A 15593-nucleotide genomic window follows, 5' to 3' on the forward strand; every position below is an offset into this window, starting at 1 on the left:
TTAAACTCCTTATATTTGATATGGTTTTTGTGTTTTATTATGGATTACAGTGAAAAAGCCTTGGATAATTAAGGCAATCATCCAGTAAATAATGGAAATAACAATGTAAACTTCTAACATGCCCAGACCATAATTATTACCAATAATCAGCTTTACTTGACCCATCATATCTATAATACCTATGGTAAAAGCTAACGATGTATCTTTAACTAATTCTAAAATTTGTGTCGTTAAGTTAGGTATACTGTTACGTAATGCTTGTGGAATAATGATTGATTTCAATATTCTTGGATAAGATAATCCGACTGTTAAACCCGCTTCAATTTGATCATAATCAACGGATTGGTACCCTGCGCGAATGATTTCTGATAGATAGGCACCTGTATGTAATGAAAATGCCAGTATTACAAAAAACATTCTGCTAAAATGATTGATATCGATATGAATCAATAACAATAATTGTGGTAATGCAAAATAAACTAAAAAGAGCTGAACCAGTAAAGGTGTACTTCGAATAAATGATAAATATACTCTTACTAATGGTGATAGTATAGAAATCTTTTTAATTCTTATTAAGGAAAGTATAAATCCGATAATAATGGAAAATAATAGCGATAAAAGTATAATACTTAAAGTTATGGGTAATCTCTGTATAACTTGTGAAAATAAGTTAATCCAATTAACTGAAGCAATCATTTATTCACCTCCAATTTATCTTTGTCTTTATTAATTTCGTTTAAATTGTCAAAGACATTTAAGTCAAAATATTTTTTTGATAGTGTTTGTAATTTACCTTCACGTTTTAATTCTTCTGTTGCTTTATCAATATCATCATGCAATTTTTGTTGCTTTTTATTATATACAATATGGAGGGGCTCTTTTTTTACGATACCTCCTATTTTTACATCAGCATGAATTTGTTCTTGTATAGCCTTATAAGTATTCCAATTTAAAAACATTGCATCTCTTCTCTGTTGGCTTACCATTTTTAAGTTATCTCCGTTAGAAGGCTCTTGTATAGTGTCGATATCAATTTGTTTTTTATGTACTTTATTATACTGTGTGAGAATTGAGAATAAACCGCCACTTGGTGCCATTGGTGTTAAATGTTTACCTGGTAAATCATCCAAGGTATGAATTTTTTGTTCATTTTTGTTAACAACTAATAATGGTAATGCATAACTGTATGGTACATCTTGGTAGAGAAATTGTTTTTCACGTTCAGGTGTTTTAAAGAACCAATTAATACCCATATCAAATTTACCTGAACCAATACCAACTAAATTAGATTCCTCTTCACCGACTTCATATTTAAAATCATATTGAGGTAATTTTTTTTCTAACAATTTCATATAATCCATATCTAAACCTATAAAATGATTGTTCTCGCTTGTATATAAATATGGTGGATTTACTTCTGCTGATAGTGCTACCTTTACTTCTTTTTTAGCCGAATTAACTTTCGATGTATGGGTTTTTTCGCAGCCAATTAAAGTTAAAATAAAGATGAATATTGTAGTTAGATAGAAACATTTTCTAAATGTCATATATTATCACCTTCAGTTCTAACTTTATTTAAAAACTTATGTATTCTATCCGAATTTGCTTGTTCTAATACTTCTGTAGGTGAACCACGATGTATGATTTTTCCCTCATCAATAAATAATATTTGATCAGCAATGGCTTTTGCAAAGCTAATTTCATGAGTGACTAATACCATAGTCATACCTTGATCAGCAATAGATTTAATCAGTGACAAAATGCTTCTAATTGATTCTGGATCTAAGGCTGAGGTTGGTTCATCAAGTAATAATACTTCTGGATTTAACGCAAGCGCACGAATGATTCCGATACGTTGGCTCTGCCCGCCTGAAAGTTGTATAGGATATTTATCTTTATGTTCTAATAAATTAACTTGAGAAAGGTAGGATTCTGCAATTTCATTTGCTTTTTTTACATTGAATTTTTGACCATATATTAAACCTTCAGTAATATTTTCTAATATTGTTTTGTTTTTAAATAAATTATAGTTTTGAAATACCATCGCGGATTTATTACGTAAATTTTTTATATCTTTTTTGGTAAATTGACCAGCATCAAACATAGTATTATTTATTTTAATTGTTCCAGATTTAGGTATAGCAAGTGCATTAAGTGTACGAAGTAATGTTGTTTTACCTGAACCACTGGGACCAATAATAGCTGTAACCGTTCCTTTATTTTGGGAAAAGCTAACATCATTTAATACTTTATGATCTTTATATTGAAGTTTGAGATTATTTACCGAAATCATTTTGTTGTCCTCCATATATGTAATAATTAAAAACTATCACAATATATCTTATCGGTAAAGTAAGGATTAAAATTTTTAATGGCTTTATTTACATAATGTCGAGTGTTAAACTAAGTTTATCCAGAGTATGAGATCAATTATGAGGTGATAAAGGTGAATGATTCCGCATTAATACATTCAGATATACAAAAAAAGTGGATTCATAAATTTGAAAGTATAAAAAATGAATTTCAGTCAAGAGCGGCATATAATGATATTAATTCCCGCTTTCCTTATGAAAACATTGATTGGTTAGTTAAAGAAGGTTATTCGAAGCTAACCTTGCCTAAACGTTATGGTGGTGAAGGTGCCACAATTGAAGATATGGTGATATTACAAAGTCATCTAGGTGCAATAGATGGTGCCACTGCGTTGTCAATTGGATGGCATTTGAGTGTCGTAGGGCAACTGTATGAACATGAATTATGGGAAACATCTATGTTAGAAGACTTTGCTGAAGCTATTAAAAATGGTGCGCTAGTAAATAGAGCGATAAGTGAGGCAGAAACAGGGAGTCCTACACGTGGTGGTAGACCATCTTCAAATGCTGTTGAAACAAAAGATGGTTATGTATTAAATGGTGTAAAAACGTTTACTTCAATGAGTAAGGGGCTGACACATTTTGTAGTAAGCGCTTATAGTGAAACACTTGAACAAGTAGGATATTATTTAGTAACTAAAGATATGGACGGCGTAGAAATTGCAGATAATTGGAATATGGTAGGTATGCGTTCGACTGAAAGTCATGATTTAGTATTAAATGATGTGCAAATACCTAAAGAAAATTTTGTGGAAACAAGAAGTACTGGCGGTAAACAACCTAATGGATGGATTTTACATATACCTAGTGTTTATCTTGGTATTGCACAAGCTGCTAGAGATTATGCAGTTGATTTTGCTAAAACGCATAGTCCAAATAGTATAGATGGAAGTATTGGAGAATTACCAACTGTACAACAAAATATTGGGAAAATGGAATCCTTATTATTGTCTGCTAGACATTTTTTATGGAGTACAGCACGTCTCTATACATTAGATGACGAACCTACAGTTTGGAATGAAACTGCTGCATCAAAAGTTTTAGTGATGAATCAAGGACTTGAAGTTATTGATATAGCTATGAGAATAGTAGGTGCCAAAAGCCTTGAAATGGAACGACCATTACAGCGCTATTATCGAGATATGCGCGCTGGCTTGCATAACCCACCAATGGAAGATATGGCTTATACTAATATCGCAAAATCAGTATTAGATTTGTTTAAATAACTGGTAGTATTTTAAATTATAGATATATTTGCCTGAAATATTAAAACGGAAAAAGTTGTATTTACAAAATAATTAGTAAAACTGTCGGTAATATTTTTGAAGTTATCGACAGTTTTTTATATTTAGTTTTCGATAACACTATATTATTTTGATGCTTCATAAATTTGGAAGTGTAATATAATTTGTGAGCATTTCGGAATTGTCTTTGCAATTTAAAATATATTTATTAACATTATTTTTAAACTACAATAGATATTTTATAGTTACTTTTTAAAGTTATTAATTAACCCAATACTTGTAAATATTGCTATTGTAAAATTACTTTAGAAGCTATATAATTACTTTGTAACTGATAATCGTTTTCAATGGAGGGAAATACATGAAGAAATTATTGTTCCCGCTAATTGCCTTAGTCTTGATTTTGGCAGCTTGCGGTAATAAATCGGATAGCGATTCAAAGAAAGAAGAAACCAAGTCTTTTAAATTAGACAGTGGTAAAAAAATCGATGTACCTAAATCACCGAAACGTATTGCTGTAGTTGCACCAACATATGCTGGGGGGATTAAATACCTTGGTGGGAATATTGTTGCTGTTAACAAGCAAGTAGATAGTAGTAAATTATTAAAAGATAAATTCAAAGGTGTTACAAAAGTTGGAGACAATGATGTCGAAAAGATTGCAAAATCAAAACCAGATTTAATTGTTGTGTATTCTACTGATAAAAATATCAAAAAGTACAAAAAAATTGCACCTACAGTTGTATTTGACTACGGTAAACATAAATATTTAGATCAACAACAAGAATTAGGTAAACTATTAGGTAAAGAAGATAAAGTTAAAACTTGGGAAGAAAAATGGAAAGCTAAAACTAAAAAAGATGGTAAAGAAATCAAAGAAAAAATTGGATCTGATTCAACAGTTTCAATCTTTGATGAATATGACAAAAAGTTATACAGTTATGGTCCAAACTGGGGACGCGGCGGTGAAGTATTATATCAAGCTTTCGGTCTGAAAATGCCTGAAAAATTAGATGAACTTGTTAAAAAAGAAGGTTGGGCTGAAGTTAAGCAAGAAAAACTTGCTGATTACGCTGGTGATTATATAGTTTCAACAAGTGAAGGTAAAGCTACGCCATCATATGCAAAAACAGATTTATGGAAAAATATTCCAGCAGTTAAGAACGATAATGTAATTAAAGTTCAAGCTGAAACATATTGGTATAATGATCCGTACACATTAGAATACATGAGAAAAGATTTAAAAGAAAAATTATTAAAATAATATAATAGTAGGAAATGTATTATCAGTAACACATATAGGGAATTTCAATTAGTATCATAGACTGAATATACGTATTCACATGACAATTATACCTATTATTATTTTTGACCTAGTAGATGAAATTATATCTGCTAGGTTTTTTATTTTAAATTATGAATTTTAAAAAGATATTGCAATTTTTTAAAAGTAACTATATCATTCATTAATGTAAACTATTTAATCAAACATGTTTACATTGTTGTATTTTTTCGAAATCAAGGAGGAAGCAAAATGTCTACAAAATATTTAGTATATACTGCATTAATGACTGCAATTATAGCTGTATTAGGTTTTGTCCCGGCTGTACCATTACCGATTATGCCTGTACCTATTGTCTTGCAGAACATCGGTATATTTTTAGCAGCTATTATTTTAGGTCGAAAGTATGGAACGTTAAGTGTTGTTGTCTTATTATTATTAGTTGCTGCAGGTCTTCCATTATTATCTGGTGGTAGAGGAGGTATAGGTGTTTTCGCTGGTCCTTCTGCTGGTTTCTTAGTTATGTATCCAATTATTGCATTTCTCATTGGTCTAGTAAGAGACATATATTTTAAAAAGATTAATTTCATTTTATTATTAGTTATAACTATTTTATTTGGGGTAGTATTATTAGATATAGTTGGAACTATTATAATGGGGATGATTACGAATATACCTATTACTAAATCTATACTTTTATCATTTGCATTTATGCCTGGTGATATAATAAAAGCAATTATTGCAAGTTTGATTGGAAATATATTGTTAAATCATAGTCGCTTCCAACAATTATTAAAAATAAATGTTTAATCGATAGGTGGGTGACGGAGTTGGAAATCTCAATGGATAATGTATTTCAGCAAGGTACAATATTTATAAATGATATTTACAAAACAATTTATTTAACTCCGAATGAACCGCTAGTCTATGATACTAATAAATGGGAATATAAATATTTACCTACAATTACACAATTTAAGCACGACATAGTAGAACAAAGTCAATTGCATAGATCCCAAAGTTCACAACATCTAGCATTTGTTTTTCCAGAAAATATTTTGCTTTCTAAAAATTGGCTAGATTTATTAGAAAGTTATCATTTTGAGCTAGGTATAATGGAGTTGTATGCTATTGAAGCTAGTGATTTTCCTCAATTTTATAACGAGGCTATTGATATTCAGTTTGTAACGTCTCAGTCGTTAGAGGATTATATACAAATTTATAGAACGTTTGCTTTACCTTATGGTGAAGCATATGCAAATGAAATTATACAAACTTTAAGAAACAGTTACATATCGGATAATAAAGAGAGAATTATTGCTTACAAATTAGAAAAGCCTATAGGTATATTGGATTTAATTGTTTCAGAAAGTGTAGTCGAAATTGATGGTTTTGGTGTATTGCCAGAATATCAGCAGCAAGGAATTGGAAAAGTGATGCAAAGTTTTGTGGCACGTTATGCAGACGGAAAAACGATAATCTTGGTTGCAGATGGTGAAGATACAGCTAAAGATATGTACATAAAGCAAGGCTATCAGTTTATAAGTTTTAAATATCAAATATTAAAAGAAAATGTCAACTTTGAGCATGAAGAAAGCTGTAGAAACGAGTAGAAATTATATTTCACTTGAATCTACAGCTTTTATGCGTTCAGGATGGCTATATACATTAAAATTACCATCTCTAATGAAGCCAATTGCTGTTATGTTTAAATCCTGAGCTAATGTAATAGCTAATGTTGTAGGAGCTGATTTAGAAAGTATGATGCCTACACCAATTTTAGCAGCCTTAATTAATATTTCTGAAGAAATTCTACCACTAAATATCAAAACCTTATTGCGTACAGGTATATGCCTCTGCATGCAATATCCATAAAGTTTATCCAATGCGTTATGTCTGCCAATATCCTGGCGATGCTCAAAAAATTCCGCTCCATCGCTAATTGCGGCATTGTGTAATCCGCCAGTTTGCATAAAGACTTTACTTGCACTTTGAAGTCTTGTCATCATATTTAATACTTGTTTAGGTGTTAATGTAATATCTGAGAGTGAGGTCTTGGCCACAGCCATATCATTTTGAAAATAAAACGCGCGACTTTTTCCACAACATGAGGCAATCATTCTTTTGGTTGAATATTCGAAACGTTCACCAAGTTCTTTATTTAATTGGACATGAGCGAAGCCTTTACTATCATCGATTTGAATTGATTTTAGATCTGTTCGCTTAAAAACAGCACCTTCTGATGCTAAAAATCCTAGTACAAGTTCTTCTAAATGATTTGGACTACATATGACAGTAGCAAATTCTTCGCCATTTACCATAATTGTCAAAGGGAATTCTGTTACATACTGATCAGTCGTCTCTTTTAGTGTTCCTTGCTCGTAGCGAACAATAGGTTGATTGGTAAGTATATCCTCATGCATAAGCACACCTCATTTCTATTTCACTTACTTAGTGTAACTTATTTTTCATGGTAAAAAAATTAAACAGATTAAAGAAAAATTAATAAGTAAATAAACAATCATTAAATAAGTTGATATCCAAATTGTAAACAAGTAAACTCATGGTAAACAATAGAGGTGATCAAATGGCAAGTATTAGAGATATTGCAAGAGAAGCAAATGTTAGTCCAGGAACAGTATCCAGAGTATTAAATAATGATCCAACACTTTCTGTTGCCTCTGCAACAAGAGAAAGAATACATGAAGTTGCAACACGTATGCAATATCAAAAGGTATCGCGTAAAAATAAAACAATTCAAATTATTACATATGCATCTAGAGCTAAAGAAATGTCAGATCCATATTATAGAGAAATTAGATTGGCTATAGAAGCGGAAACAACAAGGTTAAACCTATCATTAAAACGTACAATTCGAATTGATGGAAATAGTGGTGATGTAGATTTCGACAAAGTTGAAAAAGCAGGGGCCATTATTGTTGTAGGAAACTTTTCAGAGGAAGCAATCGTTGAATTAAAAGCACACAATAATAATATTGTAGTCATAAATAATCCTAATACGCCGAAATCTATAGATGCAGTATATTCTGATTTACACTATGCTATGACAAAGCTATTAAATGAAATTGAAAAATTAAAATTGAAACAAGTTGCATACATAGGTGGTAATCATACGGTAAGAAATCTTACAGGCGCTGCAAAATTATATAATACGGATCCCAGGTTTGAAGCATACAAACTATGGTGCGAAACGCATCAAGTTGAGAATATAGCGATTATGAGTGGATGGGAGCAAGAAGATGGTAAATCAGCAATTCAACACTTTATAGAAAATGATAAATTGCCTGATGTGTTGGTTGCTGGTAACGATATGGTTGCAATAGGGATGTTACAACAATTACAAAGTGAAAATATTCGGATTCCAGATGAAGTAAAATTAGTAAGTTTTAATGATTTAGAAATTATACAATACACTGTCCCTTCAGTTAGTAGTGTACATATACCGGTTGATGAATTTGGGAGAACTGCTGTACGTATGGCTGAAGAACGTATTAATAAGACACGTAAAATTGCAATTCATGTTGTAGTAGAGGCTCAATTAATTGAGCGTACAACATTTAAAACGAGTGAATGAAGTTAATTGACAAAACATTTAGTAAACAAGTAAACTTTTATTATGTTTACTAAAGGTGAAGATTAAATAATGGTTACAGACGAATGTGTGTAATAAAACAAGGAGCGGATGAATGATGTTACAAGCAATGCATAAACAATTTGAACAGCTATTTGATACGTCGGCAGATAAAGCTGCTTTTGCACCTGGTCGAATTAATTTGATCGGTGAACATACAGATTACAATGGTGGTTATGTATTTCCTGCTGCAATTGAGTTAGGTACTTATGGTTTAGTGTCAAAGCGTTCAGATGATATTGTCCAGTTATATTCAAATAATTTCGAAGAAAATGGAATCATACGCTTTACGCTTAATGAATTACAGTTTAACCAAGCGCATGATTGGGCGAATTATCCAAAAGGAATTATTAAGTATTTAAAGGAAAAATATTCTAACATCACTAATGGTTTTAATATCCTAGTCGAAGGTAACATACCAAATGGAGCAAGTTTATCTTCATCTGCTTCGATTGAATTATTAACAGGTTGGTTGCTTAAAGAATTATTTAATTTAGATTTAGCAAGGTTAGAATTAATAAAGATAGGTCAACAAGTAGAAAATGAATTTATGGGTGTAAATTCAGGGATTATGGATCAATTTATTATAGGTATGGGTAAAGCAGAACATGCGATTATGCTAGATACAGCAACATTAAATTACGATTTTGTACCAGCAAAATTTGGGGATTATGTTATATCAATTATGAATACGAATAAGCGTAGAAATTTAACAGAAAGTAAGTATAATGAACGCCGTGCTGAATGTGAATCGGCGCTTAAGGCATTACAAAAAGAATTGGATATTGAGGCATTGGGTGAATTGTCGACAGACCAATTTAAAGTATATCAACATTTAATTGAAAATGATGTTGAATTGAAACGAGCTAGACATGCAGTTACAGAAAATGAGCGAACTAAAAAAGCTTTTAAAACATTAGAACAGAGTGATTTCGTTTCCTTTGGTCAATTACTTAATGCATCTCATGCATCACTTAAAAATGACTATGAAGTAACTGGTAAAGAATTAGATACTTTAGCTGAAACTGCGCAACAAGTCGAAGGCGTATTAGGAGCGAGAATGACTGGTGCAGGATTTGCTGGCTGTGCGATTGCGCTTGTACATAAAGATAGTATTAAGCAACTTGAAGCAGAAGTATCAAAGCAATACCAAGATGAGATTGGATATTTACCATCGTTTTATCATGTAGGAATTAGCGAAGGTGTTAAGGAACTAACTATATAAATAGGAGGATTTTTATTATGTCTGTATTAGTATTGGGTGGTGCTGGTTATATTGGTAGTCATGCTGTTGATCAGCTAATTTCACAAGGATATGAAGTCATTGTAGTAGATAACTTAGGAACTGGGCATAGAGCAGCTGTTCACGATGATGCTCAATTTTATGAAGGAGATATTAGAGATAAACCATTTTTAGATAATGTCTTTTCACAACATAAAATAGAAGGTGTATTTCATTTCTGTGCATATTCTTTAGTGGGAGAATCCGTACAAAAGCCGTTAGCTTATTTCAATAATAATGTACAAGGTTTACAAGTGCTGTTAGAAGTAATGTATGATTATCAAGTAGAAAATATTGTGTTTTCATCTACTGCAGCAGTATACGGAGAACCTGATAATGTACCGATAACTGAAAATGATTCAAAAACACCTACAAGTCCATACGGTGAAAGTAAATTGATGATGGAAAAAATGATGCGCTGGAGTCATGAAGCATATGGTGTCAATTATGCAGCACTTCGTTATTTCAATGTTGCAGGAGCTAAAGCAGATGGATCAATTGGTGAAGACCATCGTCCTGAGACACACCTTATTCCAATTGTTCTTGAAACGGCACTTGGTCAAAGAGAGCATCTGACTATTTTTGGTGATGATTATGATACACCTGATGGTTCATGTATAAGAGATTATCTACATGTAGTGGACTTAATTGACGCACATATATTAGCATTCAAATATTTACAAAATGGTGGGGAATCAGGTGCATTTAATTTAGGTAGCAGTCAAGGATATTCAGTATTTGAAATTTTAAAAGCGGCTAGAGAGGTAACAAAACAACCAATTAAAGCAGTAGTAGGTCAAAGAAGAGCAGGTGATCCTAGTAAGTTAATTGCTTCAAGTGATAAAGCTCAGACATTACTTGGTTGGAAGCCTCAACATGATGACATTAATGAAATTATTAGTTCAGCATGGACTTGGCATAACGCAAACCCTAATGGTTATCAAGAAGATACGGAGGGATAAATGATGTTATTAGAACAACAACTTGTTGAACGCTTTGTATCATTTGCAATGAAGTATGGTGATTTCGAAATTGAAGATACGATTTATCTACAAAATCGTTTGTTGGCAATTTTAAATGCTGATGGGCTTGAACATACTACCGAAATTCCTATAGACTTTAAAAATAATCCGACTCCTAATGACATAACGCAATATTGGATTCAACAAGGAATAAAACATAATGTGATTGAAGATACCTTATATAATAAAGAAATTATTGAAGCGCAAATATTAGATTTAATAACACCAAGACCTTCAGCTATTAATAGACAATTTTTTGATGCATATAACCAATCAGCCGATAAAGCTACAGATTATTTTTATGAAATATCAAAACTTAATCATTATGTTAAAGAAGATGCTATAGCGAATAACATTAATTATGAAGTAACAACGGAATACGGCAATATAGAAGTGACGATTAATCTTTCGAAACCGGAAAAAGATGCTAAACAAATTGCTTTAGCGAAAGAAGCGAAAAGTTCAGAATATCCACAGTGTGCACTATGTATAGAGAACGAAGGTTATAAAGGTTCTGTGTTACAAGCAGCACGGACGAATCATCGCATAATTAGAATAACATTAGATAATGAGCCGTTTGGCTTTCAGTATTCACCATATGCTTATTTTCAAGAGCATAGTATCGTATTATCTGAAAAGCATGAACCGATGAAGATTAATAAACAAACTTTTATAAATTTATTAGCATTTATCGATCAATTTCCTCATTATTTTATAGGCTCTAACGCAGATATTCCATTAGTTGGTGGTTCAATATTGTCACATAACCATTATCAAACTGGAAAGCATATATTTCCGATGGATAACGCAATAGAAATTGATGATTTTAAGATTCAGCAATTCCCAAGTGTGAATGCCAGTATTTTAAAATGGCCAATGAGTGTTATAAGATTAAAAGGTTCAAACAAAGATGATATTGTTGAAGCGGCTACGTTCGTTATGGATAGATGGAATCATTATTCCGATGAGTCTGTTCAAATTAAAGCATTTAGTGATGACGGAGAAAGACATCATACGATAACACCAATTGCTAGATATCGTAATAATCTTTATGAACTTGACGTTGTATTAAGAGATAATCAAACTTCTGATGAATATCCAGATGGTATCTTTCATCCACATCAAGATGTCCAACATATTAAGAAAGAGAACATTGGACTGATTGAAGTTATGGGAACGGCTATACTTCCAGGTAGATTGAAACAAGAGATTCAAGATGTTAAAAATTATCTGTTAGGTAAACAAGCCGTTGAGTTAGGAGTACATCAACATTGGGCAGATGAAATGCTAGAAAAATATACAGTGAATAAGACAAATGTTGATGAAATAGTAGATAACGAAGTAGGCTATAAATTTAAACGAGTATTAGAAGATGCTGGTGTATTTAAGCAATCAGAAGAAGGGCAAAATGCATTTAAACGGTTTATTCTAACTTTAGAAAAAAATTAATTATGATACACAAAAAGCTTGTCGAAACGTGTTTTGACAAGCTTTTTGTGTATCATTTTCGTATGAGCTGGTATTTTATGTTTTATTAAAAAATAAATTTAGTTACAATTTATATATATATTAACAATTTAGTTACCCTTTTGTTTTTTTATAAACAGGAATATAATAATTTACAAAGGAAGGTGTAATTCAAGATGAATAAATATTGTAAACCATTTTTGTTAATGGTCATCATACTAAGTGTTATAGTGGCTGGCTGTTCAAATTCAACGGAACAAAAAAGTAGTGATTCAAAGGGGAAAGCAACTAAAAAACAAGCATTACAAATATCTGCTGCTGCCAGTTTAACGGATGTTACGAAAGATTTAGAGGAAGCTTTTGAGAAGCAACATAAAAATGTAAATGTAAGTTTTAACTATGGTGGATCTGGCGCATTAAGACAACAAATAGAAAAAGGTGCTCCAGCTGATGTGCTTATGTCTGCTAATACAAAAGATGTCGATGCTTTAACTGAAAAAAACAAAGCGCACCATACATATAATTATGCTAAAAACAAGTTAATTCTAATAGGAGATGACAAGCAACAATATCAGCAAGTTAGTGATTTGAAGCAAGACGATAAACTGGCACTTGGTGAAGTGAAGTCTGTACCTGCTGGAAAATATGCTGAACAATATTTAAAAGATCAAGGTTTATATAAAAAAATTCAGGATCATATTGTTTATGCAAAAGACGTGAGACAAGTATTAAATTATGTTGATAAAGGAAATGCACAGCTAGGTTATGTTTATAAAACAGATTTATATCAAAACCAAAAAAATGGTAATGATAAAGTGAAAGAGATTGAAGATGCACCGCTAAAAAATCCAATTATCTATAAAGCGGCTACCACATCAAATAACAAAATGGCAAAAGAATGGGTAGATTTCTTAAAAACAGAGAAAGCAAAATCGATTTTGAAGAAATATAAATTTGAAGTATAGTATGGGAGGTCAACGAGATGCTAGACATTACTCCATTTTGGATATCCTTAAAAGTAGCTATATTTAGTACACTGATTGTTACGATACTAGGTATTATAATTGCTAGGTGGCTATATCAAAGACATGGTGTGATGGCTCGATTAATCGAAAGTTTGATAGTGTTACCAATCGTTTTACCTCCAACAGTTATGGGATTTATGTTACTCATTATTTTTTCGCCAAAGTATCCAATTGGTCATTTTTTTTCACAAGTACTACATATACCTGTCGTTTTTACATTAACAGGGGCAATCATAGCATCTACGATTGTCAGTTTACCATTGATGTATCAGCATACGGTGCAAGGATTCCGTAATATAGATACTAAGATGATAAATACAGCTAGGACAATGGGCGCAAGTGAATTGAAAATTTTTTTTAGATTGATTTTACCATTGTCTAAACGTGCATTATTATCAGGTATTATGATGAGCTTTGCACGTGCGATTGGTGAATTTGGTGCAACGCTCATGGTTGCTGGATATATTCCTAATAAGACCAATACATTGCCTCTTGAAATATACTTTTTAGTAGAACAAGGGAAGGAAAATCAAGCATGGTTATGGGTCATTGTATTAGTAGCCTTCGCCATTACTGTAATTGGGACGATAAATCTTATGCATAGAGAGCGTTATAGGGAGGAAACCTAATTGTTAGATATTCGTATAACACAGACGATAAGAGGCAATACATTGAAAGTTCATAGGTGTGATGACAAGCCGCGAATATATGCACTAAAGGGTCCATCTGGTATTGGTAAAACAACAATTTTAAATATCATAGCCGGACTAACACGACCAGAAGATGGTTATATTAAAATTAATGGTCGGGTTTTAACGGATGTTAAACATGGTATACAAGTGAAAATTCAACAAAGAAACATTGCATATTTGTTCCAAGATTATCAGTTATTTCCAAACATGACAGTAGCACAAAATATAACATTTATGTCTCAGTATTCAACGCATATATCAGAATTATTTGCGCAATTAAATATTGAACATCTAAAAGATCAATTTCCTCGTAGATTGTCGGGCGGAGAAGCACAAAGAGTGGCACTTGCACGCGCCTTAAGTACGAAACCAGATTTGATTTTATTAGACGAACCTTTTTCAAGTTTAGATGATAATACAAAAGAAGAAAGCATTGCTTTAGTCAAACAAATTTTTAAACTATGGCAAATACCAATTATCTTTGTTACACATTCAAATTATGAAGCAGAAACATTGGCTGATGAAATGATTAAGTTAAATCATGATCCGGCATGTACTGATATCTAACTTCTTAAACATGTGAATAAAAAGCCCTTGAAATGAATTCAAAGTTTCATTTCAAGGGCTTTTTTGTATTTACTATCTCTTGAAATCAATGTAACTAAAAAGATAGTGATACAGTTGTTAGCATATATTAATTGTGCTGAAATTATATTTGTAAGGTAGTGAGTGTTTATTCTTGATCGCTCTCAGGAATTGGAAAATAATCGAATATTTTACCTGATGCTAGTGCTTGGCTAAGCGTTGAAAGCCAGTCATAGTAAACCTTTGAATGTTCAATTTGTTCTAAAACTTCAAGTGCTTCTTCTTTTACTTCTACCGCAACTGTTTCTGAATGAATGATTGGATTAAGAATGGCTTCGGCTTTATGTATTGCTTCTAAATTTAGCTTGATTTCTCGTTTCCATTTTTGAGAAAAGAAATTTCCAAAAAAGGTAAAGAAATCTTTTTCGGCAGTAAAATGTTGTTTTCTACTTCCTCTAATAAATTCTTGTTTCACGCCGTCAAATTCTTGCAAACGTTTGACTCCAGCACTCATGCTTGGTTTACTCATTTGCAATTCGTAACGCATTTCATCCAATGTCATACTTTTTTGTTCAAAAACCATTGTTCCATATAAATTGCCAACACTTCTGTTTACACCATATAAATCCATTGTTTCACCAATAGAATTAATAACAATATCTTTTGCTTTTTCTAGTTGTTCTTCATAGCCCTTTGAACGTGCCATTTATCCACCTCCATATCAAATCTAATATATTGTACCATGAACAGTTATTCAAAAGATATTCTTTAAAGCGAACAATTTAATACATTTTTACTTTTGTTATATAAAATAAATGGTAATAGACGATGTAAATATAGCGACATCTATTATTTTGCTGAATCATAGATGTATAAGGAAATTCTGTATCACTTTTATTAGGGAATTCACTGATTTTTCTAACATATTATTGCTAAACATTGTTACATTGAAGTGCAAGATTTATAATAG

The 15593-nt window shown here is 31.7% G+C and carries 16 protein-coding genes; 11 read left to right on the forward strand and 5 right to left on the reverse strand.

The genetic code is table 11. The features are described from left to right. Positions 1–9: 9 nt before the first annotated feature. Genes MHZ36_RS02995 through MHZ36_RS03005 form a run of 3 tightly spaced genes read right to left on the reverse strand, consistent with a single transcriptional unit; the run spans position 10 to position 2293 of the window. Positions 10–693 (reverse strand): amino acid ABC transporter permease, encoded by a 684-nt coding sequence (locus MHZ36_RS02995; protein WP_239229643.1) that lies wholly within the window; start codon positions 691–693, stop codon positions 10–12. Next, positions 693–1547, reverse strand: a complete 855-nt coding sequence (locus MHZ36_RS03000) for an amino acid ABC transporter substrate-binding protein (RefSeq protein ID WP_239229533.1) — start codon at positions 1545–1547, stop codon at positions 693–695. Before MHZ36_RS03000 ends, MHZ36_RS02995 begins: the two co-directional genes overlap by 1 nt. Then, positions 1544–2293, reverse strand: a complete 750-nt coding sequence (locus MHZ36_RS03005) for an amino acid ABC transporter ATP-binding protein (RefSeq protein WP_239229535.1) — start codon at positions 2291–2293, stop codon at positions 1544–1546. Before MHZ36_RS03005 ends, MHZ36_RS03000 begins: the two co-directional genes overlap by 4 nt. Before the next feature lie 153 nt (positions 2294–2446). Here MHZ36_RS03005 and MHZ36_RS03010 point away from each other — a divergent pair, with 153 nt between their 5' ends. The 4 genes from MHZ36_RS03010 to MHZ36_RS03025 all read left to right on the forward strand — a co-directional run bounded on the left by MHZ36_RS03010 (position 2447) and on the right by MHZ36_RS03025 (position 6511). Continuing rightward, positions 2447–3598 (forward strand): acyl-CoA dehydrogenase family protein, encoded by a 1152-nt coding sequence (locus MHZ36_RS03010; RefSeq protein WP_239229537.1) that lies wholly within the window; start codon positions 2447–2449, stop codon positions 3596–3598. Between the two features lie 379 nt (positions 3599–3977). Continuing rightward, positions 3978–4880: an ABC transporter substrate-binding protein gene (locus tag MHZ36_RS03015; protein WP_239229538.1), complete on the forward strand. Its 903-nt coding sequence runs from the start codon at positions 3978–3980 to the stop codon at positions 4878–4880. Positions 4881–5150: 270 nt separating this feature from the next. Further along, positions 5151–5708, forward strand: coding sequence for a biotin transporter BioY (locus tag MHZ36_RS03020; RefSeq protein WP_239229539.1), 558 nt, complete (start codon positions 5151–5153; stop codon positions 5706–5708). A gap of 20 nt (positions 5709–5728) precedes the next feature. Beyond that, positions 5729–6511 carry a GNAT family N-acetyltransferase gene (locus tag MHZ36_RS03025; RefSeq protein ID WP_343237197.1) on the forward strand — a complete coding sequence of 261 codons (783 nt, stop codon included), beginning with the start codon at positions 5729–5731 and terminating at the stop codon, positions 6509–6511. Positions 6512–6514: 3 nt separating this feature from the next. On the opposite strand, the gene fdhD is transcribed toward MHZ36_RS03025, so the two are convergent. Beyond that, a complete protein-coding gene (gene fdhD / locus MHZ36_RS03030; RefSeq protein ID WP_239229540.1) occupies positions 6515–7321 on the reverse strand; it encodes a formate dehydrogenase accessory sulfurtransferase FdhD in 807 nt (268 codons plus the stop codon). Positions 7322–7485: 164 nt separating this feature from the next. Between fdhD and MHZ36_RS03035 the strand changes: the two genes are divergently transcribed. From MHZ36_RS03035 to MHZ36_RS03065, 7 genes are all read left to right on the forward strand, one after another. Further along, a complete protein-coding gene (locus MHZ36_RS03035; RefSeq protein ID WP_239229541.1) occupies positions 7486–8493 on the forward strand; it encodes a LacI family DNA-binding transcriptional regulator in 1008 nt (335 codons plus the stop codon). 115 nt (positions 8494–8608) lie between these two features. After that, positions 8609–9775 (forward strand): galactokinase, encoded by a 1167-nt coding sequence (locus tag MHZ36_RS03040; RefSeq protein WP_239229645.1) that lies wholly within the window; start codon positions 8609–8611, stop codon positions 9773–9775. A gap of 17 nt (positions 9776–9792) precedes the next feature. Continuing rightward, positions 9793–10794 (forward strand): UDP-glucose 4-epimerase GalE, encoded by a 1002-nt coding sequence (galE, locus tag MHZ36_RS03045; protein WP_239229542.1) that lies wholly within the window; start codon positions 9793–9795, stop codon positions 10792–10794. A gap of 3 nt (positions 10795–10797) precedes the next feature. Then, a complete protein-coding gene (gene galT, locus MHZ36_RS03050; RefSeq protein ID WP_239229646.1) occupies positions 10798–12303 on the forward strand; it encodes a UDP-glucose--hexose-1-phosphate uridylyltransferase in 1506 nt (501 codons plus the stop codon). Between the two features lie 194 nt (positions 12304–12497). Next, positions 12498–13286, forward strand: coding sequence for a molybdate ABC transporter substrate-binding protein (modA, locus tag MHZ36_RS03055; RefSeq protein ID WP_239229543.1), 789 nt, complete (start codon positions 12498–12500; stop codon positions 13284–13286). A 17-nt stretch (positions 13287–13303) separates the two neighbouring features. After that, positions 13304–13975, forward strand: coding sequence for a molybdate ABC transporter permease subunit (modB, locus tag MHZ36_RS03060; RefSeq protein ID WP_239229544.1), 672 nt, complete (start codon positions 13304–13306; stop codon positions 13973–13975). Next, entirely contained in the window at positions 13976–14605 is a 630-nt protein-coding gene (locus tag MHZ36_RS03065; RefSeq protein WP_239229545.1) for an ATP-binding cassette domain-containing protein, read from the forward strand. A gap of 166 nt (positions 14606–14771) precedes the next feature. Here MHZ36_RS03065 and cudC read toward each other — a convergent pair whose 3' ends face one another. After that, the gene (cudC, locus tag MHZ36_RS03070; RefSeq protein WP_239229547.1) at positions 14772–15329 is read right to left on the reverse strand and encodes a choline uptake/conversion transcriptional regulator CudC; all 558 of its coding nucleotides are present in this window, start codon (positions 15327–15329) and stop codon (positions 14772–14774) included. Between the last annotated feature and the right edge of the window lie 264 nt (positions 15330–15593).

Origin of the sequence: Staphylococcus sp. ACRSN, from assembly GCF_022346615.1 — a bacterium.
Lineage (GTDB): Bacteria > Bacillota > Bacilli > Staphylococcales > Staphylococcaceae > Staphylococcus.